Genomic DNA, 20,700 nt, shown 5'->3' on the forward strand with positions numbered 1-20,700 from the left:
AACCGTGACCTCACACTATGACGTCGTCGTTCTCGGAGCCGGACCCGGTGGGTACGTCGCAGCCATCCGCGCGGCGCAACTGGGCCTGAAAACCGCCATCATCGAGCAGAAGTACTGGGGCGGTGTCTGCCTCAACGTGGGCTGCATCCCGTCCAAGGCTCTGCTGCGCAACGCTGAACTGGCGCACCTGTTCACCAAGGAAGCCAAGCAGTTCGGCATCTCCGGTGACGTGTCGTTCGACTTCGGCGCTGCCTACGATCGCAGCCGCAAGGTCGCGGACGGTCGCGTCAAGGGCATCCACTTCCTGATGAAGAAGAACAAGATCGACCAGCTCGACGGCAAGGGGTCGTTCACCGACGCCAACACCATCGAGGTGGAGCTGACGAAGGGTGGCAGCGAGACCGTCACCTTCGACAACGCGATCATCTCCACCGGCAGCACCACGAAGCTGCTGCCGGGAACGTCGCTGAGCGAGAACGTCGTGACGTACGAAGAGCAGATCATGACGAAGGAGCTCCCGGGCTCCATCCTCATCGTCGGCGCGGGCGCCATCGGCATGGAGTTCGGGTACGTCCTGAAGAACTACGGCGTCGACGTCACCATCGTCGAGTTCCTCGATCGCGCGCTACCGAACGAGGACGAGGACGTCTCCAAGGAGATCGCCAAGCAGTACAAGAAGCTCGGCGTGAAGATCATGACCGGCGCCGCGGTGCAGAGCATCGACGACGACGGCAGCAAGGTCACCGTCGCGATCAAGAACAACAAGAGCGGCGAGACCGAGACGGTCACCGTCGACAAGGTCATGCAGTCCGTCGGATTCGCTCCTCGTGTCGAGGGATTCGGGCTCGACAAGACGGGCGTCGAGGTCACCGATCGCGGGGCCATCGCCATCGACTCGGTCATGCGCACCAACGTGCCGCACATCTACGCGATCGGTGACGTGACGGCGAAGCTGCAGCTCGCCCACGTCGCCGAGGCACAGGGTGTCGTGGCGGCCGAGACCATCGGCGGCGCCGAGACGCTTCCCATCGACGATTACCGCTTCATGCCGCGCGCGACCTTCTGCCAGCCCCAGGTGGCCAGCTTCGGTCTCACCGAGCAGCAGGCCAAGGACGCCGGCCACGACATCAAGGTCGCGACGTTCCCCATGACGGCGAACGGCAAGGCACACGGACTCGGCGATCCCACCGGCTTCGTCAAGCTCATCGCCGACACGAAGCACGGCGAGCTGCTCGGCGGGCACCTCATCGGACCCGACGTCTCGGAGCTCCTCCCGGAGCTGACGCTCGCGCAGAAGTGGGACCTGACGGCCACCGAACTCGCGCGCAACGTGCACACGCACCCGACGCTGTCCGAGGCACTGCAGGAGGCCATCCACGGCCTCGCAGGGCACATGATCAACTTCTGATCTTCCGACGAGAACACCCCGGCCGCTCACGAGCGACCGGGGTGTTCTCGTCTGTGCAGCTACTGGTAGTCGCGGGGGATGCGCAGTGTCGTGATCGTGGTGGCGAGTCCGTCGTACTGGGTCACCAGCAGCACGAACTCGATGAGCGATCGGGACGACCAGACGGTCGTCAGCTCGGTCCACGTGGCGTCGGACAGATCGCGGGTCGACACCAGCTCGTCCACCGCCCGCAGGATCAGGGCGGTCCGACTGTCGAGACCCGGAGCGTCGGGACCGGCGGCGATGGCGTCGGCGAGGGCGTCGTCGATGCCGGCGCGCGCGCCCAGACGGAGGTGATGGTCCTGTTCGTACCGGCAGTCGCGGAGTGCGGCGACCCGCAGGATCACCGTCTCGGTGTCCTTGCGGGGCAACCCACCGAACGGCATCAGGCGGCCGCTGTAGAACAGCCAGGCGCGGAACAGGCCGCCCGTCTGTCCCAGAGTGGAGAACAGGTGCATGTCGCCGGTGCGGGTGACCGCGCCGGCCAGTCGGGCGATGCCCCAGTTGACGGGACGCAGCGAGCGGAGGGTGGCCGGAGGGGTGCGGTGTCCTGTCACGTCGCTGAGGCTAACACCCGAGTCGTCCCCCGCTCGGTGATCTGATGTCAAGAACTCTTGACACGTAATGACAAGTGGAGTTGACTCGGATCATGGTCGTGACGAACCGGGTGCGGGAGTTCCGTAAGTCGTCGCGCCTGACCCAGGCGGAACTGGGGCGGGCGTGCGGAGTGAGCCGGCAGTCGATCGTCTCGGTCGAGGGTGGCGACTATTCGCCCAGCGTGTACCTGGCCCTGAAGCTGGCGGGAGCGCTCGACTCGACGGTCGAGGATCTCTTCCCGCTCACCCCCGATGATCGGCTCGACTACGAGGAGGAATCCTGATGAGTACCTTCACCGCGACGATGCGTTTCGTCGGCGATCTGGACAGCGAGTTCTATGACGACGAGCGTCAGAGGGACGTGTGGAACGAGTCTGCCGCCGTGGGTCTGCAATTGCACATCTTCGGCGGGCTGATCGCCGCCGCCGTCCTCCCGTGGGCTGCCGGGCCGACAGGTGCGTGGATCTCGTTGGGCATCATCGTCTTCGGTGCGGTCGTGAACTACGCGACCATCGGGTACGCCAAGTCGAAGAACGTCGACCTGTTCGCGGAGTCGCGGTGGTTCACGGCGCGCGCCAACGTGACTGCCGCATTGATGCTCGTCGCATTCGTCGGCATCGGCGTGACGCTCGCTCCCGACAGGTACCTGCCGAGCCGCGCGGGAGCCGACACGTGGGCGGGCCTGGTGGTCGGGGGGATCGTCGGCGGCGGAGCGGTGGCGCTGATGATCCGGCGCAGCCGCCGTCGCAAGCAGCAGTTCGAGACCGAAGAGGACTGAGTCAGCGAATGGTGTACGGCGACACCGAGCTTCGATGTTCGTCGATGTCGAGTTCCTTGCCCAGCGGCGGGAACGCACGCTGCGGGCAGTGGGCACGCTCGCACACGCGGCATCCGGCGCCGATCGGCGTCGCCACGGAGGATCCGTCCAACTCCAGGCCGTCGGCGTAGACCAACCGATTTCCGTGACGCACTTCGCATCCCAGACCGATGGCGAAGGTCTTGCCGGGTTCGCCGTAGCGCGCCGCTCGCCGCTCCACCGTGCGCGCGATCCACAGGTAGCGCCGACCGTCGGGCATCTCGGCGATCTGGGTCATGATCTTGCCCGGGTAGGCGAACGTCTCGTACACGTTCCACAGCGGGCACGTGCCGCCGCTCGACGAGAAGTGGAACCCGGTGGCCGACTGGCGTTTGGACATGTTGCCGGCACGGTCGACCCGGACGAACGAGAACGGGACCCCGCGAAGCGACGGCCGCTGCAGCGTCGAGAGCCGGTGACAGATGGTCTCGTAACTCACCGCGTAGTAGGCGGAGAGTCGTTCGATGTCGTACCGGAAATCCTCCGCCACCTCGTGGAAGCGCGCGTACGGCAGCACGGTCGCCGCGGCGAAGTAGTTGGCGAAGCCGAGTCGTGCGAGTGCCCGCGACTCCGCGCCGGTGAAGCCCCCGTCCTCGACCATGCTGCGGATCAGGTCGCCGTTCTCCAGGTACGCGAGTTCGGCCGCGAAGCGGAACACCTTCTGGCCGGCCGACAGTCGCGGGGAGATCTCGAGAACACGGGTCCGCGCGTCGAAGCGGTGCAGGACGTTCTCGCCCAGGTCGATGCGCTCGATGACCTGGACGTCGTACAGATTGCGGAGCCGTTTGGCTATCTCGGCCGCGACGTCCGCCCGGTGGAAACGCAATCGGTTCGCCAGGTCCTCGGCCGCACGATCGAGTGCGTCGAGGTAGTTCTGGCGTTGGTAGAAGTAGTCGCGGACCTCCTCGTGCGGTTTCGAGATGGATCCGCTGCCGCTGCCGTCGGCGAAGCGGTCCTCGGTCGCCGCCGCGAGTTGGGCGGTGGTGTTGCGGTACCGGCGATGCATGGTGACCATCGCTCGCGCCATCGCCGGGTGGTCGGCCACGAGTTCGGCCAGCTCGTCGATGTCCGCGTCGACTCCGACGTCCTGGTCCAGGGTCACCTCGCGGAGTTCGGCGACGAGCCTCGTGTCGTCCTGGGTGGAGAAGAACGTGGTGTCGACTCCGAACACTGCGGTGATGCGCGTCAACACCGCTGACGACAGCGGTCGGACGTCGTGCTCGATCTGGTTGAGGTAGCTGGCCGAGATCGCGAGCTGCTTGGCGAGCGCCGCTTGGCTCAACCCTCGCTCGACCCTCAGTTGGCGAAGCCGGCCGCCGACGTAGGTCCGTGCCATGCGGACAGTCTAGGACGCCCCCGGCATTACCCCGTCTTTGCCAGGTCCTTGCAGGTGAGACGGGTTTCAGGTCTGGTCTGTCACACACGGGCGCGCCGGGGAAGACGGGCGCACACTAGGCGTTGCAGGGGGCAGAGGTGCAGTGCACGTGAGAGACGACTGTGAGGAGAAGCGAGATGGCCCACTCGGTACGACAGGAAATTGCCCGCGACGCGGTGGTGCTGGTGGCAGGCACCGTTCTGGTGTTGTCGACGCTCTGGCTCCCGGTGCCCCACCGCAGCGAGGTGGCCGGCGCCATCCTCGTGCTGGGTCTGCTGGCGGCATTCTCGGCGCTGTGGGCCATGGGCAGTGCATCGCGCTCGAGCCATTGGGCCCACGTCGTACTCGGTGTCGTGCTGGCGACGTCACCCGTCGTCCTCGCATTCCCCGCCGGTGCTAGCACGGCGGACTACTACGCGCTCGTCGGCGGCGTCGTGATCGCGGCGATGGGTGTCCTGGGAGTGCTGACCGAGCGTCGTCGGGTCGCTGCGCCGGCCTGACGCACCAGAAAACAGTACGAACGTACGGTGACGGTGGTCACAGCCGGCCGTGGGCGACGCCGGGAGTGAGCGTGTCGCACGGCGATCTCGTCGGTGTTCGGTATTGCGTGCATTTCGTTCCCGAACTGCGGTTATCAGGTTACTGACGGGTACGGAGTCGCCACGACACTCGCAACGTTCTTCGCAAGATTCGCAGAACGCGCGTACTGCTTAGCGTAGATTTACAGTCTCAGCAGGTAGACACCACTTTTTCTCTGTGCCATCGTGGGGTCGTACATCCGATATGCCTGGCAAGCCTGCGAAGCACGAGCACGCTGCCGACGCAGACGCAACAGAGACGGAGCTTTTCGATGTCGACCACCGGCACACCGAAGACCACGGAAGAGATCCAGAAGGACTGGGACACCAATCCCCGCTGGAAGGGCGTCACCCGCAACTTCACCGCACAGCAGGTGTCCGACCTGCAGGGCAGCGTCGTGGAGGAAGCCACGCTCGCGCGTCGCGGCTCGGAGATCCTCTGGGATCTCGTGAACAACGAGGACTACATCAACTCGCTGGGCGCCCTCACCGGCAACCAGGCCGTGCAGCAGGTGCGCGCCGGCCTCCAGGCCATCTACCTCTCCGGCTGGCAGGTCGCCGGTGATGCCAACCTCTCCGGCCACACCTACCCGGACCAGAGCCTCTACCCGGCCAACTCGGTTCCGAGCGTCGTGCGTCGCATCAACAACGCTCTTCTGCGCGCCGACGAGATCGCCAAGGTCGAGGGTGACTCGTCCGTGAAGAACTGGCTCGCGCCCGTCGTCGCGGACGCCGAGGCCGGCTTCGGTGGCGCGCTCAACGCCTACGAGCTGCAGAAGGCCATGATCGCGGCCGGCGCCGCAGGCGTGCACTGGGAGGACCAGCTCGCCTCGGAGAAGAAGTGCGGCCACCTCGGTGGCAAGGTGCTCATCCCCACCCAGCAGCACATCCGCACCCTGACCTCCGCGCGTCTCGCGTCGGACGTGGCCGACGTGCCGTCCGTCATCATCGCCCGCACCGACGCCGAGGCAGCCACGCTGATCACCTCGGACGTCGACGAGCGCGACCAGGAGTTCCTGGACGGAACCCGCACCGCCGAGGGCTTCTTCGGCGTGAAGAACGGCATCGAGCCCTGCATCGCCCGTGCGAAGGCCTATGCCCCGTACGCCGACCTCATCTGGATGGAGACCGGCGTGCCGGATCTCGAGGTCGCCAAGAAGTTCTCCGAGTCGGTCCGCAGCGAGTTCCCCGACCAGCTGCTCGCCTACAACTGCTCGCCCTCCTTCAACTGGAAGGCGCACCTGGACGACGCGACCATCGCGAAGTTCCAGAAGGAGCTCGGCGCGATGGGCTTCAAGTTCCAGTTCATCACCCTCGCCGGCTTCCACTCGCTCAACTACGGCATGTTCGATCTGGCGCACGGCTACGCCCGCGAGGGCATGACGGCGTTCGTCGACCTGCAGGAGCGCGAGTTCAAGGCGGCCGAGGAGCGTGGCTTCACCGCCATCAAGCACCAGCGTGAGGTCGGCGCCGGCTACTTCGACCGCATCGCCACCACCGTCGACCCCAACACGTCGACCGCAGCCCTGAAGGGCTCCACCGAAGAGGGCCAGTTCCACTGATCCGCCACTCCGAGGTTTCAGCGCACTAGTCAGGCGGCTCGCGACATTCGTTGCGGGCCGCCTGTCTCGTATCGGCCCGGCTTCGCCCGTGCCCCAGCAGAGTCACCCTCGCCTCGCCTCCGCGCGGGGAGTCGTGCATCGTGAAGGAGAAACGTGAGCAGCGAGAAGATCGAACGTGTCGGGATCGTCGGCGCCGGACAGATGGGGGCCGGAATCGCCGAGGTGTGCGCACGCGCCCACGTCGACGTGATCGTGTTCGAGCAGACACGGGAACTGGCTGCCGCGGGCAAGGCGCGCATCCTGAAGTCGCTCGACCGCGGCGTCAGCAGCGGCAAGATCACCGAGCGCGAACGTGAGCAGGCCGCCGCACGGTTGACCTTCACGTCCGAGCTGTCCGACTTCGCCGATCGCGAGATCGTCGTCGAGGCCGTGCTCGAGGACGAGGGGATCAAGACGGCCCTCTTCGTCGAGCTCGACAGGGTGGTCACGGATCCCGACGCGGTGCTCGCCTCCAATACCTCGTCGATCCCGATCATGAAGCTCGGCGTGGCCACGACCCGCCCCGAGCGGGTCATCGGCATGCACTTCTTCAACCCGGTGCCGGTTCTGCCTCTCGTGGAACTCATCTCGTCGCTGAAGACGTCCGATGCCGTCCTGGCACGCGCGGAACGTTTCGCGGCGGACGTCCTCGGCAAGCAGGTCGTCCGCGCGGCGGACAGGTCCGGCTTCGTCGTCAACGCTCTGCTGGTGCCGTACCTCCTCTCGGCGATCCGCATGGTCGAGTCGGGCTTCGCCACGCGCGACGACATCGACAAGGCCACGGTGCTGGGCCTCGCGCATCCCATGGGCCCGCTCGCACTGTCGGACCTCATCGGGCTCGACACCGTGAAGTCGATCGCCGACTCGATGTACGCCGAGTACAAGGAACCGCTGTACGCGCCGCCGCCTCTCCTGCTCCGCATGGTCGAGGCCGGCCTGCTGGGCAAGAAGACCAGTGCCGGGTTCTACGAGTACGTCAACGGTCGCATCGCGACCTAGTCCGGGGCCCGATGTTTGTCAGGCGTCACTGAACTCCCGAGAAACCGACTCGATCCCCGTTCTGCCGCGCTAGTTTTCAGCGCGGCGCACCACCTGCGTCCGACTGACTCGAGACGTACGGGGGGATCGACATGGCGCGCAGCATGCCGCTCGTCTCCCGCGTCACCACCGGCACCCGCACGCTGGGTCGTTTCGCCGACCTCGTGGTCGCTGCGTTCGGCCACCTGGTGCGGGACCTGGTGGGCCTGCGCTTCGCCTGGCGCGAGTTCCTCGACCAGGCGTGGTTCATGGTCACGGTCACCGTGCTTCCCGCCGTTCTCGTCTCGGTGCCGTTCGGCGTCATCGTCTCGGTCCAGGTGGGCAGCCTGACCAATCAGATCGGTGCCACGTCCATCGCGGGCGCCGCGGGCGGCCTCGGAGTCATCCGCCAGGGAGCGCCCATCGTGACCGCGCTGTTGCTGGGCGGCGCAGCAGGATCCGCGATCGCGGCCGATCTCGGTGCCCGCACGGTGCGCGAGGAGATCGACGCGATGCGCGTCATGGGCATCGACCCGGTGCGTCGGCTCGCGACTCCCCGGCTCGCCGCCATGCTCGTCGTCGCACCGCTGCTGTGCTCGCTGGTCATCTTCATGGGTCTGGTGTCCGGGTACGTCGTCAACGTCGGGTTCCAGGGCGGTACGCCGGGCAGCTACCTGTCCTCCTTCGCGTCCTTCGCCTCGACCACCGATCTGGTCGTCGCGATGGTGAAGGCCGAGATCTTCGGCATCATCGTGGTTCTCGTCGCGTGCCAGCGCGGATTCGAGGCCACGTCGGGCCCTCGCGGTGTCGCGAACGCGGTGAACGCCTCGGTCGTCGTCGGTGTGCTGTCGGCCTTCATCGTCAACGTCCTCGCCACCCAGTTGGTGTCGATGTTCCTTCCGCAGCGGCTCGGGTGACGCCATGACCGTCGCCCGCTACACCCCGCCCGGCACCGCGCCGCTCGTCCGCGGCGGCAAGCGCATCGCTCGCGTACCGCTCGGGCTGGTCGAGCACCTCGGGCATCAGCTCACCTTCGTGTGGCAGGTGCTCGTCGCGATCCCGCACACCCTGCGTGCCTACCGGCGCCAGACCATGATCGTGCTCACCGACATCACCTGGGGCAGCGGTAATCTCGTGGTCGGCGGCGGTACCGTCTCGGTGCTGGTCATCCTCGGCGTGGCCGTGGGGTCGTCCATCGGGATCGAGGGTTACAACGCCCTGAATCTCGTCGGCATGGGTCCTCTCACGGGCTTCATCTCGGCCTACGCCAGCACGCGGGAACTCGCCCCGATGATCGCCGCGATCGGGTTCGCCTCCCAGGCGGGATGCCGCATGACGGCGGAGATCGGTGCGATGCGCATCTCCGAGGAGATCGACGCGCTCGAGGTGGTGGGGATCCGCTCGATCCCGTTCGTCGTCACCACGCGCGTCATCGCCGGCGTGGTCACGATCATCCCGCTGTACCTGCTCACGCTGATCCTGAGCTACGTCTCGTGTGCGTTCATCGTCGCCGCGTTCGGCGATCAGTCGTCGGGGACGTACGACCACTACTTCTCGGCGTTCCTGCAGCCGTCGGATCTGCTGTACTCGCTGCTCAAGGCCACCATCTTCGTCGGCGCCGTCATCATGATCCACGGCTACCAGGGCTACTACGCGACGGGCGGACCCGAGGGTGTCGGCCGTGCGTCGGGCCGCGCGATCCGCGCGTCGCTCATCGTCATCGTCGTCCTCGACATGATCCTCACCGTGGTCATCTGGGGAGTCGACGTCGGCATCAGGATCTCGGGGTAGGGGACCATGGCAGTCTTCGACGATCTGTCCCGCAGATCCGCGGGCCCTCGCTCGCTCCGGGTACGTGGCCTCGTGGTGGCCGTCGTGCTGGTGGTCCTCGGTGTGGTGCTCGGCAAGTACGCCACCGGTGACTTCGAGTCCCGTTTCGATCTCACGATCGACAGCACCGCCGTCGGTGACGGCCTCGCGGTCGGGTCGGACATCAAGTACCGCGGACTACCCATAGGCCGTGTCGACGAGATCGAGCCGCTCGGGTTCGGATCGCAGCGAGTGCACGCCCACATCGAGCCGGCCGTCGCCTCGGTCCTGACCGACGACGTCACCGCGCGGTTCTCCTCCGCGACTGTCTTCGGAGCGACGGTCATCGAATTGTACTCGGAGGGACAGGGATCCCCGCTGCGCGAGGACACCGTCCTGGCACTGGGCGACGACACCGAGACGGCGACGGTCACCGGCGTCTTCCGCCGACTCGCCGATCTGACCGACGTGCTGGACGCGGACAACACCGAGCGGGTGCTCGACCTGGCGTCCCGCGTGTCGTCGGAGTTCGGCGACAGCCTGAAGCCCTTCTTCGACACCGCGCAGATGATGGCCGAGACCCAGCGTGCGCCGCTCGCCTGGAAGCTGCACCGCGGTGGTGAGTTGGCGGACGGGCTGGGCGCCTCCATCGGACCGGTCACCGACGTGATCGACCAGGTCGTCACCAGCAGTGAGTACTTCGAGAATCCGGAGAACAGTGCGCGGGCGATCAAGGCCATGTCCGGACTCGGATCCGGCCTCTCGATCCCACTGGGAGATCTATTGCGCGACAACGGTCCGTACCTCCGCCCGCTGCTGGACACCCTGCTGGACGTGTTGCTGCCGGTGGCGCTCTCGGCGGGAACGCTCGCGCCGGCATACCAGCGTGTACCCGACGTGATCTCCGGCGTCGAGGACGCTTTCCCGAACGTCGACGGCCGGACCCAGCTGCAACTTCAGGTGATCGTGAAGAACATGCCCGCCATGGCCGGTCCGGCGGAAGCCTTCGCGGCGCGACTGGGCGGTGTGCTGTGACGCGCTCGTCGGTGGTGGGGACGCCGGTGGCGACCCTGGTGAAGCTCGGTGCGTTCGCGCTCGTGGCCGTGTTGTGTCTCGTCCTCGTGGGCGGCGCGCTGCGCAACGGCGGCGGCGACGACCGGTCGACGTTCGACGCGCGTTTCGACGACGTCTCCGGTCTCTACGCCGGTGACGACGTCCGCCTCTCGGGCGTGCTCGTGGGGTCGGTGAACGACATCGAACTCGACGGGAACCGGGCCAGGGTGTCCTTCGAGGTCGACTCCGACCGGCCGGTGCTCACGACCACGAAAGCTGCTGTGCGCTACCAGAACCTGCTGGGTCAGCGGTATCTCGAGCTCATCAGCACCGACGACTCGGGATCCGAGTTGGCACCGGGGTCCTCGCTGGCGGACGACATGACCGTGCCGTCGTTCGACATCACGACGCTCTTCGACGGGTTCCAGCCCATCTTCGAGACCATCGACACCGACCAGGTGAACCGGTTCGCGCAGAACGTACTCGATCTCGTGCAGGGCGACGGGTCGGGCCTCGGGCCGGTCCTGCGCGACCTGGACGGGCTGACCACCTATGCCTCGCAGCGCGAGGACCTCATCGTGCTCCTCATCCGCAACCTGGGCGCCATCTCCGGTGTGGTGGCCGAGCGCTCGGAGCAACTGGGTCGACTGTTCGCCGAACTCGACCGCGTGGTGTCGACGTTCGCCGACAGGGCCGACACCCTGCTCTCGTCCGTCGACGACATCAATTCCGGTCAGGGACCGTTCATCTCGATCGGGGAGCAGTTGCGCGACACCTACGACTCCGAGTACGGCCCGGTGGATTCGGCGTTCAAGCGGCTCGTGCCGGGAGCTCAGCAACTGGTGGACCTGCTCGCGATGGTGCCCAGTCTGCTGCGCGGTGTCGACCAGACGGTGCGCAACGCCCCCGAGGGGCAGGTCTCCGCGTGCTCGGCCGGCGACACCGAGATTCCCGGCATCGGCTCGGTCGTGCTCGGAACCCAGCGCCTGGTGGTCTGCCGATGAGCTCCGTGCGTCAGGGAAGCCAGACCGTCTGGGGAATCGTGGGTGTGCTCGCGCTCGTCGTCGCCGTGGTGGCCGCCGTCGTCGTGTACTCGCTTCCCATCGGGCATCGCACGTACACAGCGGCATTCGAGACGACCGGCGGAGCGCACGCCGGGGACGACGTCCGCATCGCCGGTATCTCGGTGGGATCGGTGACGTCGATGAAGCTGGACGGCGACCACGTCCAGGTGGCCTTCGAAGTGGACGAGAACGTCGAACTGGGCGACGCGACGTCGCTCGGGGTGCGCCTGCTGACGCCGGTGGGGGGCCACTACTTCTCGCTGACTCCCGGCGGTACCGGAGAGCTGCAGGACGGGGAGATCCCGCTCGAGCACACCCGCGTGCCGTTCTCGCTGTCCGACACGGTCGAGGCGGCGACGCCGATCCTCCGCGATCTGGACGGAACGTCGTTGCGGCAGAACATCGCCGAGATCGATCGGGCCGTGCAGGCTCAGCCGGAGTCGATCCGTGACATCACCACGACCCTGACGTCCATGACCGGTGCGATCGCCGATCGCCAGGACGATCTCGACCGGAGCCTCGACGTGGCCGACGAGTACATCGGCGAACTGGCGACCGATCGCGAGATCCTGCTGGGGCTGCTGAAGCAGATCGGCATCATCACCTCCAAGCTGGGCGCGAAGCGCGCCGACGTCGCCGCGGCCGCCGACAAGCTCTACCGGCTGTTCTCGCTCCTGCACCGACCGATCATGGCGCTCGACGAGGGGCTCGGCCCCACGATCGACGAGGTCGAGAATCTCGTGGCGTCGCTGAAGGAGCGCACGGGGTCCATCGACGACGCGATCTCCGCGGGCCGCGAGTTCTCCGAGTCCATGGCCGGCCTTCTCGACACCGGCGCCGGGCCCGTCATCGACCGCAGTGCCGCCGTCGTCACCGGATCGACGCTGTGTGTCCCGGTTCCCGGAAAGGTGTGCTGACTTGGCCGCTCGCAGCAAGGTGGTGGCAGTGGCCGTCGCCGCCGTCGTCCTGGTCGGCGCCGGGACCGCGGCGTCGTCCGCAGCCCAGCTCGTCGGGACCCCGCGCTCGGATCTGTGCGCCGAGATGACCGATTCGGTCGGTCTCTACGAGGGGAACGACGTCACGCTCCTCGGCATCCCCGTGGGCGAGGTGACCGGCATCGAGCCTCGCGGCGACCACGTCCGGGTCACGATGTCCGTCGAGGACTCGCTCACGTTGCCGGCCGACGTGGGTGCGGTGACGATGTCGGACTCCATCGTCACCGATCGCCGGCTCGAACTGACCACGCCGTATCGCGACGGCGTGCCCCTCGATCGCGACGAGTGCATCCCGCTCGAGCGCACCCGCACCCCCATCGGGATCAGCGACACCCTCGAGGCGGTGAACAAGCTCGGCGCGGAGCTTCTCGGAACGACGTCGACGACCGATCCGGACAACCCGCGGCCGCCGGACGAGGAGATTCTCGGCGACACCCTGCGCTCGCTCGACACCGCACTCGACGGCAGCGGGGAGCAACTCGGGACCGCGCTGTCCCAGGTCTCCGATCTGGTCGGCAATCCGGCGAACAAGGACACCCAGGTGCGCCGCATGGTCGACAACGTCGACACGCTGACGGCGACCCTGGTGGACCGGTGGCCGGACATCACCCTGCTGATCGAGAACCTGAAGCAGGGGCTCGGGGCCGCGGGCGACTTCTCGGAGCGGTTCGCCCAGGCGATCGACCTGACGGTCGAGTTTCTCCCCGTCCTCGAGAAGACGCTGCCGAAGTTCGCACCCACGCTCTACCGCGTGCTCGACGTCGTCGTCCCGATCGTGGCGATCATCGTCAGCAGAGTCGGCGACATCGCGAGCATCCTGTCGCGGGTGCCGAAGCAGACGGAACAGCTCGCCTCCCTCCAGGATCCGGACACGCAGGCCGCCCGGCTGACGTTCGCACCTCCGCAGTTCGCAGTGCCCGTCGCGGGTGGGTCCACCGTGAACGTCGATCTGGTCCCGCTCGTGCTCGGATCGGCAGGGTCCCGGTGAAGCGGCTCCTGGCGGCGCTGACCGTGGCGGCCGCGGCCGTGACGGCGTCGGGCTGCGGTGCCTCGATCGCCGACCTGCCCGTGCCGGGCAGTTACGTTCCGGGCCCGACCTACCGGGTCGACATCGAGTTCTCGAGTGTGCTGAATCTGCCGGCGCGGGCCAAGGTGGTCCTCGACGGTGTGGACGTCGGGCTCCTGGAGTCGGTCACCCTCACCGGCTCGACCGCCGTCGCCGCCGTGAACGTCGATCGCACCGTCGCACTGCCGGCGCTCACGCGAGCGGAACTGCGCCAGGGCACGATCCTGGGCGAGATCTACGTCGCGTTGCAGCGTCCGGAGGACGGATCCGACACTTCGGGTGCCACCCTGCAGGACGGCGATGTCATCCCGCTCGAGCGGACGACGCCGGCGGACAACGTCGAAGACGTGCTGCGCGGGCTCTCCGAGGTGGTGGCCGGCGGGCACATCGTCGACTTCCAGCGGTCCATCGATCGGTTCAACCGGGCGATCCCGCCGGATCCGGCGACGGTCGACCTCATCAACGACAAGGCCCGAGAGGCGTTGCGGGACCTGGCGACCAACACGACGGAGCTCGACCGCATCCTGGGCGGCGCCGAGGCGGTGACCCGGTCGTTCGCCGAGAAGACGGACACGCTCGACACCATCCTGACGAGTGGTCCGGAACGTGTCGCGGGACTCGCGGACGCCCTGTTGGTCGTGGTCGACGCCCTGATCGATCTGGGGTACATGTCGCGGAACATCGGTGCCGTGATCAACCCGGTGGCGGGAGATCTGCACGACGTGATCGCCACTCTGCAGCCCATGATCCGCACTCTCGCCACGGCCGATCTGACGGCGCCGATGCTGGCGTCCCGCATGGACGCCCTGCTGCGCGAGAAGCTGGTGCCGTTCTTCACGTCGTCGCCGAACGTCCGCATCGCCTCCGTCTCGGGCGACACGCCCGCGGGAGAAGCGCCCGACCGGGAAGGCCGGAGGCCGGCCGACGGCCTCGATCGAGCCGACGAGATGATTCAGGTTCTGCGATCGATCGGATTCGTGCGATGAGGGGTTCGATCCTGTCCGCCACGGCGCTCGCGGCGGTCGCCGTGCTGGGTGTCGGATACCTGTCGTTGAACGTCCTGGACATCGATCCGCGACGCGACCACGCCGAGATCACCGTGCCGCTCACGACGTCCGGCGGCCTGATCGACACCTCTCAGGTGACGTTGCGAGGATTCGCCATCGGCAGGGTCGAGCGGATCGACGTCGAGGGCGGTGGACTCCGTGCCGTCGTCAGAGTGGATGCCGCGCAGAAGATTCCGGTCGACACCGAGGTGCGGGTCTCGAATCTCTCCGCGGCGGGCGAACAGTTCCTCGACTTCCGTCCGCACTCGGACTCCGGGCCGTACCTGGCGGACGGGGACGTGGTGGACGCGGCGGACGTCTCGGTCGCTCCCAGCGTCAGCGACACCCTCGCGGTCGCCGAGGCACTCACGCGCGAGATCGACACCGATGCGCTGGGCGGCATCGTCGACACGGTCGACACCGCCACGCGGGGCCGGGAGTCGGACATCGACAACGTCGTCGAGGTGCTGCGGCTGCTGTCCCTCACGTTGGCCGACAAGAAGGACGAGATCCGGCGGCTGTATCGCAACCTGCAGGTGCTCGGCGAGAACGCGTACGCCGATGCGCTGGGCCCGCGGCTCGCGGACGCGGTTCCCGAACTGAACGCCTCCGGAGCAGGTCTCGACCACCTGATCGGTTCGTACCAGGACTACTCGTACGTCGGCGAGACCGTGTGGGACGGCGAACTGGCCCGGTTGGTGCCCAAGATCGACGAGTACCTGAGTCAGTTGTCGCCGGACCTCGGCTTCATCGCCACCGTGCTGCGCCCGGTCACACAGCCGATCCGCCCGCTCCGGGTCGATGCCGGCGCCCTGGTGACGATGCTCGAGCAGGTCTTCCCGCGCGGCGGACCGGCTCGGGTGGCCGTGACCCTGCCCGGCAACTGACGTACCCCTCCTGCATCAGACGGACGACGAAAAGGCAATCATGACAACAGAACTCGACACCACCTCGACCGAGGACGACGCGGCGCCGGACACGGCGGTGCCCGCGGTGTCGTCCCGGACGCGCCTCGTGGCGATCGTCGCCACCGTTGTCGCCGTGCTCGCGACCGTCGCTGCCGTGGTGGCAGGAGTGCAGTGGCAGTCCGCCCACTCGGCCCTGGCCGCGGAACGCGGAGCCGATGCCGACCGCGCCACCGCCGAGAACACGGCGCGGGCGTACACGGAGCGGTCGTTGACCTACGACCACACGGACATCGACGGCTTCTTCGGGGGCGTCGAGGAGGGCACCACCGATGCTCTGCGTGAGCGCTTCGACGGTGTGCGCGAGGTGCTCACGCAGATCATGACCGACTCGCAGGTGGTGGCGTCGGGTCGGGTGAACGCAGCGACGGTCACGGCGCAGGAGGGCGACACCTACACGGTGTCGGTCTTCGCGACCCAGACCACGCAGAACCTGCAGCAGCCCGAACCCGGTGCCGTGCCGACGCTTCTGACGGTGACCGTCGAGCACACCGGCGACGAGTGGTTGGTCTCGGACTACGGAGCCGACACCGGCACGTCCTGATCGCTGCGGCTCAGCCGCCCGGTGACGAACTGGGCTGCGCCGTGGATGCGCTGCTCCACATGCTCGACCCCGCGTTCCCGCAGGACGTCGGTGATGTCGTCGCGTCGGAACATCTCCAGTCCCACGGTGCTCGCTGCCGCGGCGGTGACCGCCCCGACCGGCTGTGGGCCGCGCCGCACCGTCGTCATGAGCGCGATGCGGCCGCCCGGTCGCAGCACCCGGATCATCTCGTCGAGGACCCGGTACGGCTCCGGCACCAGGTACAGCGCGGCGTAGCAGCACACCGCGTCCACGGCGTCGTCCTCGAACGGGAGCTCTCGCGCGTCCCCGAGCAGGTAGGCGACGTGCTGGTCGTCGTCGGTGTCCGCCGACGCGCGGGCGATCATCGGCTCCGACGCGTCCAGGCCGATGACGAGAGGCCGACCGTGCGCTCCGGTGAGCATGGCCTCGGCCAGCGATCGCGAGAAGTTGCCGGGTCCGCACGCGACGTCCAGGACGACCGACACGTCGGGGGACACGAGACCGAGGTCACGCACCGCGTAGGCCCGCTGTTCCTCCACGGAGGGCCCGCCGGCGCCCATCCACAGGCGGAACAGAGGCCGCCACGCGCGTTCGTAGACGGCAGCGAGGGGGGAGAAGGTCATCAGGCGCCCGGCGACGGACGATGCGGAGGCGGGGGACGCCTCTCGCGCTGTGGAGTCCGTCACCCGGACGTCGAGCACTCCGCGCATCGGCGACGACGCGTCGACACCCGTTCGGAGTAGTTCTCGGGTCCGCCGTACCGCGGGTGTCTCGGCCATACCGACCACGCTAGCGCGACCACACCCACGGCGGTGCGGACGTTGCTACTGTGACCGACGGGGTCCGGTCGGACCCGTTCGCGTACAGGGGAGGACGTCACGTCATGGCTTCGATCACGGTGCCCACCATCGCTGGAATCGGTCTCGCTGCAACAGGTGCCGCGCACTTCGTGGCGCCCGACGCCTTCCGCTCGATCACCGAGCCGGCGTTCCCGAAGGACACTCGTACGTGGACCTACCGCAACGGTGCGTCGGAGCTCGTGATCGGCACTGCCATCGCCGTCCCGGCCACGCGCAAGGTCGGTCTCGTCGCGCTCGCGGGTTACCTCGGCTTCCTCGGGTACCGGATGGCCACCGCTCGCTGATCCGTCGCCGGGGACGAACCGGACATGGTTTACGAGTCAACGATGCACGGGTAGACATGTGTACATGTCCACAGCAACCGCATACACCGCCACCGCACCCGACGCACCGCTCGAGAAGACCACCATCGAGCGACGAGAGCTCGGTCCGAACGACATCCTGATCGACGTCAAGTTCGCCGGTATCTGCCACTCGGACATCCACACCGCCCGCAACGAGTGGGGCGGCACCACGTACCCCGTCGTCCCCGGCCACGAGATCGCCGGCATCGTCGCCGAGGTCGGTTCCGACGTCACCAGCCGCAAGGTCGGCGATCGCGTCGGCGTCGGCTGCTTCGTCGACTCCTGCGGCACCTGTGAGGCCTGCAAGGACGGCGACGAGCAGTACTGCACCAAGGGCGTCGTCCAGACGTACAACTCGAAGACCTACGAGGGTGAGTTCACCCACGGTGGCTACTCGACGCAGATCGTCGTCACCGAGAAGTTCGTGCTGGGCATCCCCGAGGGCGTCGAGCTCGACGTCGCCGCGCCGCTGCTGTGCGCCGGCATCACCCTCTACTCGCCGCTGAAGCACTGGGGCGCGGGCCCCGACAAGAAGGTCGCCATCATCGGCATGGGCGGACTGGGCCACGTCGGCGTCAAGATCGCCCACGCGCTCGGCGCTCACGTCACCGTGCTCAGCCAGACGCTGAGCAAGGAGGAGGACGGCAAGCGACTCGGAGCCGACGAGTACTACGCCACGAAGGACACCACCGCGCTGAAGGACCTGCGCGGCAAGTTCGACCTCATCCTCAACACCGTCTCCGCGAACCTGCCGATGGGCGACTACCTCGGCCTGCTCGCCCGCAACGGCACGCTCGTCGAGTTGGGCGTTCCCGAGAAGCCCCTCGAGGTCCCGGCCTTCAACCTGCTGGCGAACCGTCGTTCGTTCGCGGGCTCCATGGTCGGCGGCATCGCCGAGACCCAGGAGATGCTGGACTTCTGCGCCGAGCACCACATCGGCGCCGAGATCGAGGTCATCTCCGGCGACCAGATCAACGAGGCGTACGACCGCGTCGTCAAGTCGGACGTGCGCTACCGCTTCGTGATCGACACCGCCACCCTCTGATCCACAGGCGCAGCGCCACAGCTGCGAACACCACCTTCGGGCGCCGACCTCGCGGTCGGCGCCCGTCGGCGTTCACGGCCGCGGCAGGGACGCCAGACGCTGCTTCTCGTGCTCCACGTCGAAGTCCGCGGGCGGCCACTGCAGGTCCAACGACGTCAGTGCTCCCGTCAGCAGCTCCGTGACGGCGAGGCGGCTGTACCACTTGTGATCGGACGGCACCACGTACCAGGGCGCCCACTCCGTGTCGGTGCGATCCAGGACCGCCTGGTACGCCTCCTGGTAGGCGACCCACTTCTCGCGCGCCTCGATGTCGCTCGGGTCGTACTTCCAGTACTTGTCCGGCCGGCGCAGTCGACGAGCGAGACGCTTGCCCTGCTGCTCCCACGACAGCGCCATGGCCACCTTGACGATGGTGGTGCCGCTCTCGACCACGCGGCGCTCGAAGTCGTTGATCTCGTCGTAGCGCGTGCGCCACACGCTGGGAGGAGCGAGTTCGTTCACACGGACGATGAGGACGTCCTCGTAGTGGGACCGATCGAAGACCCCGATCTGGCCCGGTCGCGGCAGCTTCTTCTCCACGCGCCACAGGAACGGGTGCGCCCGCTCCTCCTCCGTCGGGGTGCCGAAGGTCGCGTGATCGACACCCTGGGGCTCGACCATGCCGAGCACGTGCCGGACCATGCCGCCCTTGCCCGAGGTGTCCATCCCCTGCAGCACGAGCAGGACCGACCGGTGGTCGCCGCTCTTGCCGCAGGCGTACAGACGCTCCTGAAGTTCCGACAGGATCTTGCCGCGCGCCGACATCAACTCCTTGCCGGCGTCCTTGTCGCGATCGAAACCGGGCGTCGACGCGGCGTCCACCGTCGACCACGACCTGCCCGACGCGGCCAGGGCCGCGGGCAGATTCGTGGTGAAGCCGGGCGACGGTGAGCTGCTCATCCCGCGAGCGTAGGCGTACGCCCCGCTTCTCTAGTGCAGTTCCTCGCGGAGTTGGGCGAGTGTCCGGGCGAGGAGACGCGAGACGTGCATCTGCGAGATCCCCATCTTCTCGGCGATCTGCGTCTGCGTCATGTTTCCGAAGAAGCGCAGCAGCAGCACGTTGCGCTCACGCTCGGGGAGCTTCTCGAGCAGGGGACGGAGAGCCTCGTGGTTCTCGACGTTCTCCATCTCCTTGTCGTAGTCGCCGAGGGTGTCCGCCAACGACAGGCCCTCGGAATCGCTTCCGCTGGAGGCACTGTCGACCGAGAGTGTCTGGTAGGCGTTGCCGGCGGTGAGCCCCATCGCGACCTCGTCGCGGTCCAGGTCGAGATACTCGGCCAACTCGGAGACGGTCGGTGACCGCCCCTGCGTCTGCGACAGATCCGCGATGGCACGGGAGAGCTGCAGGTGCAGTTCCTTCATGCGCCGAGGGACGCGGACGGCCCATCCCGCGTCACGGAAGTGTCGGCGTACCTCGCCCATGATCGTGGGTACCGCGAAGGACACGAAATCGGATCCGCGTTCGACGTCGAAGCGATCGACCGCGTTGACCAGCCCGACGCGGGCGACCTGCACCAGATCGTCGTGCGCCTCACCGCGGCCGTCGAATCGGCGGGCGATGTGTTCGGCGAGTGGCAGGCACCGCGTCACCAGCTCGTCGCGCAGCTTGCCTCGCAGGGGATCGCCCTCGGGCAGCGTGCGGATGCGGGTGAAGCGCTCGGCGACGTCGGCGTACTCGTCCGCCGAGCGCCGTGACTTCGGCTTGCGTTCGCTTGTCGTCACTCGTCCCAGCCGTGCTTGCTCTTGGTGAACTCGATGGTGGTCGAGACGACACCGTGCTCGTCCTCGGACTGCGACGTCGACACGGAGTCGGTCAGGGCGTTGAGAACGTGCCAGCCGAAACCACTGGCGTCCAGATCGGCGCCGGCCTCGGTCGTCGTCGTCACCGACACGTGGAGGGCGTCGTCCGCGGTGAGGAAACGGCACACCATGCGGGCACCCGGGGTGGCACGCACGATGAGGCGGCTGCAGGACTCGTCGATGGCGAGCCGGATGTCGGCGATGCTGTCCAGATCGAAGTCGTCCTGGGCGGCGAGTGTCGCGGCCACGGCGCGAGTGACCGACAGCTGGCTCGCGTCGGCGTGGACACCGAGCTCGATGGTGGCGTCGGCCCCCTCCGTGTTCGGCTCCGTCGTGATGGCCCGTGTCATGAGGTCTCCCACTTCTTCGTGTCGCGTGTCGGTTCAGACGAACCTCGTACGTGTTCGACCGGTCGAGATTACCCGGGGGCCGTCGTCGCAAAACGTGCACCGTACCGGCGGCGTCTCCCGCGGCGTCGCCCGATGTTCACCAGGATCCTCACCGAAGTGGTTGGCAGACCGCTCCGGGTAGCGTAGGTTCAGAGACAGGTTGAGTCAGCAGCCGACGTACGAAGCACCG

General features: G+C 67.5%; 23 protein-coding genes. 17 read left to right on the forward strand and 6 right to left on the reverse strand.

All coding sequences use genetic code 11. The features are described 5' to 3' along the window. Window positions 1-4 precede the first annotated feature (4 nt). Window positions 5-1,408, forward strand: coding sequence for a dihydrolipoyl dehydrogenase (lpdA, locus tag J4E04_RS02555; protein WP_027506300.1), 1,404 nt, complete (start codon window positions 5-7; stop codon window positions 1,406-1,408). A 59-nt stretch (window positions 1,409-1,467) separates the two neighbouring features. Here the strand turns inward: lpdA and J4E04_RS02560 are convergent, their stop codons facing one another. Then, the gene (locus J4E04_RS02560; protein WP_027506301.1) at window positions 1,468-2,004 is read right to left on the reverse strand and encodes a carboxymuconolactone decarboxylase family protein; all 537 of its coding nucleotides are present in this window, start codon (window positions 2,002-2,004) and stop codon (window positions 1,468-1,470) included. Between the two features lie 92 nt (window positions 2,005-2,096). Between J4E04_RS02560 and J4E04_RS02565 the strand changes: the two genes are divergently transcribed. Together J4E04_RS02565 and J4E04_RS02570 are read left to right on the forward strand one after the other, a co-directional pair. After that, complete coding sequence (locus J4E04_RS02565) at window positions 2,097-2,327, forward strand: helix-turn-helix transcriptional regulator (RefSeq protein WP_222638049.1); 231 nt, start codon at window positions 2,097-2,099, stop codon at window positions 2,325-2,327. Beyond that, complete coding sequence (locus J4E04_RS02570) at window positions 2,327-2,821, forward strand: DUF2029 domain-containing protein (protein WP_490149841.1); 495 nt, start codon at window positions 2,327-2,329, stop codon at window positions 2,819-2,821. The genes J4E04_RS02565 and J4E04_RS02570 overlap by 1 nt, the downstream gene beginning before the upstream one ends. 1 nt (window position 2,822) lies before the next feature. Here J4E04_RS02570 and ramB read toward each other — a convergent pair whose 3' ends face one another. Next, window positions 2,823-4,235, reverse strand: a complete 1,413-nt coding sequence (ramB, locus tag J4E04_RS02575) for an acetate metabolism transcriptional regulator RamB (protein ID WP_027506304.1) — start codon at window positions 4,233-4,235, stop codon at window positions 2,823-2,825. Between the two features lie 176 nt (window positions 4,236-4,411). Here ramB and J4E04_RS02580 point away from each other — a divergent pair, with 176 nt between their 5' ends. The 12 genes from J4E04_RS02580 to J4E04_RS02635 all read left to right on the forward strand — a co-directional run bounded on the left by J4E04_RS02580 (window position 4,412) and on the right by J4E04_RS02635 (window position 16,012). Beyond that, window positions 4,412-4,774: an SPW repeat domain-containing protein gene (locus J4E04_RS02580; RefSeq protein WP_490149842.1), complete on the forward strand. Its 363-nt coding sequence runs from the start codon at window positions 4,412-4,414 to the stop codon at window positions 4,772-4,774. Window positions 4,775-5,124: 350 nt separating this feature from the next. Then, window positions 5,125-6,414, forward strand: coding sequence for an isocitrate lyase (aceA, locus tag J4E04_RS02585; RefSeq protein ID WP_027506305.1), 1,290 nt, complete (start codon window positions 5,125-5,127; stop codon window positions 6,412-6,414). A 153-nt stretch (window positions 6,415-6,567) separates the two neighbouring features. Beyond that, window positions 6,568-7,452: a 3-hydroxybutyryl-CoA dehydrogenase gene (locus J4E04_RS02590; RefSeq protein WP_222631992.1), complete on the forward strand. Its 885-nt coding sequence runs from the start codon at window positions 6,568-6,570 to the stop codon at window positions 7,450-7,452. Window positions 7,453-7,583: 131 nt separating this feature from the next. Beyond that, window positions 7,584-8,387 (forward strand): MlaE family ABC transporter permease, encoded by an 804-nt coding sequence (locus J4E04_RS02595; RefSeq protein ID WP_051613460.1) that lies wholly within the window; start codon window positions 7,584-7,586, stop codon window positions 8,385-8,387. A 4-nt stretch (window positions 8,388-8,391) separates the two neighbouring features. After that, window positions 8,392-9,261, forward strand: a complete 870-nt coding sequence (locus J4E04_RS02600) for an MlaE family ABC transporter permease (protein WP_056441517.1) — start codon at window positions 8,392-8,394, stop codon at window positions 9,259-9,261. 6 nt (window positions 9,262-9,267) lie between these two features. Continuing rightward, entirely contained in the window at window positions 9,268-10,314 is a 1,047-nt protein-coding gene (locus tag J4E04_RS02605) for an MlaD family protein (RefSeq protein ID WP_027506308.1), read from the forward strand. After that, a complete protein-coding gene (locus J4E04_RS02610; RefSeq protein ID WP_308123810.1) occupies window positions 10,311-11,336 on the forward strand; it encodes an MCE family protein in 1,026 nt (341 codons plus the stop codon). The genes J4E04_RS02605 and J4E04_RS02610 overlap by 4 nt, the downstream gene beginning before the upstream one ends. Further along, a complete protein-coding gene (locus J4E04_RS02615; protein WP_156380447.1) occupies window positions 11,333-12,313 on the forward strand; it encodes an MlaD family protein in 981 nt (326 codons plus the stop codon). Before J4E04_RS02610 ends, J4E04_RS02615 begins: the two co-directional genes overlap by 4 nt. A 1-nt stretch (window position 12,314) precedes the next feature. Continuing rightward, entirely contained in the window at window positions 12,315-13,379 is a 1,065-nt protein-coding gene (locus J4E04_RS02620; protein WP_056441526.1) for an MCE family protein, read from the forward strand. Next, window positions 13,376-14,443 (forward strand): MlaD family protein, encoded by a 1,068-nt coding sequence (locus J4E04_RS02625; RefSeq protein WP_222631988.1) that lies wholly within the window; start codon window positions 13,376-13,378, stop codon window positions 14,441-14,443. The genes J4E04_RS02620 and J4E04_RS02625 overlap by 4 nt, the downstream gene beginning before the upstream one ends. Then, window positions 14,440-15,390: an MlaD family protein gene (locus tag J4E04_RS02630; protein ID WP_037186130.1), complete on the forward strand. Its 951-nt coding sequence runs from the start codon at window positions 14,440-14,442 to the stop codon at window positions 15,388-15,390. The genes J4E04_RS02625 and J4E04_RS02630 overlap by 4 nt, the downstream gene beginning before the upstream one ends. A 40-nt stretch (window positions 15,391-15,430) precedes the next feature. Next, window positions 15,431-16,012, forward strand: coding sequence for an Rv1363c family protein (locus J4E04_RS02635; protein ID WP_051613463.1), 582 nt, complete (start codon window positions 15,431-15,433; stop codon window positions 16,010-16,012). On the opposite strand, the gene J4E04_RS02640 is transcribed toward J4E04_RS02635, so the two are convergent. After that, window positions 15,985-16,812: a class I SAM-dependent methyltransferase gene (locus J4E04_RS02640; RefSeq protein ID WP_490149843.1), complete on the reverse strand. Its 828-nt coding sequence runs from the start codon at window positions 16,810-16,812 to the stop codon at window positions 15,985-15,987. The two genes, J4E04_RS02635 and J4E04_RS02640, sit on opposite strands and share 28 nt — an antisense overlap. Before the next feature lie 104 nt (window positions 16,813-16,916). On the opposite strand from J4E04_RS02640, the gene J4E04_RS02645 reads away from it, so the two are divergent. Then, window positions 16,917-17,177 (forward strand): DoxX-related protein, encoded by a 261-nt coding sequence (locus J4E04_RS02645; RefSeq protein WP_027506312.1) that lies wholly within the window; start codon window positions 16,917-16,919, stop codon window positions 17,175-17,177. Between the two features lie 64 nt (window positions 17,178-17,241). Then, on the forward strand, window positions 17,242-18,282 hold the full coding sequence (locus J4E04_RS02650; protein WP_490149844.1) for an NAD(P)-dependent alcohol dehydrogenase: 1,041 nt from the start codon (window positions 17,242-17,244) through the stop codon (window positions 18,280-18,282). Window positions 18,283-18,354: 72 nt separating this feature from the next. Here J4E04_RS02650 and J4E04_RS02655 read toward each other — a convergent pair whose 3' ends face one another. Genes J4E04_RS02655 through J4E04_RS02665 form a run of 3 tightly spaced genes read right to left on the reverse strand, consistent with a single transcriptional unit; the run spans window position 18,355 to window position 20,471 of the window. Beyond that, window positions 18,355-19,221, reverse strand: coding sequence for a PPK2 family polyphosphate kinase (locus J4E04_RS02655; RefSeq protein ID WP_490149845.1), 867 nt, complete (start codon window positions 19,219-19,221; stop codon window positions 18,355-18,357). Between the two features lie 30 nt (window positions 19,222-19,251). Next, the gene (locus J4E04_RS02660; RefSeq protein WP_027506315.1) at window positions 19,252-20,043 is read right to left on the reverse strand and encodes a SigB/SigF/SigG family RNA polymerase sigma factor; all 792 of its coding nucleotides are present in this window, start codon (window positions 20,041-20,043) and stop codon (window positions 19,252-19,254) included. Next, window positions 20,040-20,471, reverse strand: a complete 432-nt coding sequence (locus J4E04_RS02665; protein WP_056442299.1) for an ATP-binding protein — start codon at window positions 20,469-20,471, stop codon at window positions 20,040-20,042. Before J4E04_RS02665 ends, J4E04_RS02660 begins: the two co-directional genes overlap by 4 nt. Window positions 20,472-20,700 lie beyond the last annotated feature (229 nt).

Source organism: Rhodococcus sp. NFXS4 (genome assembly GCF_058139645.1).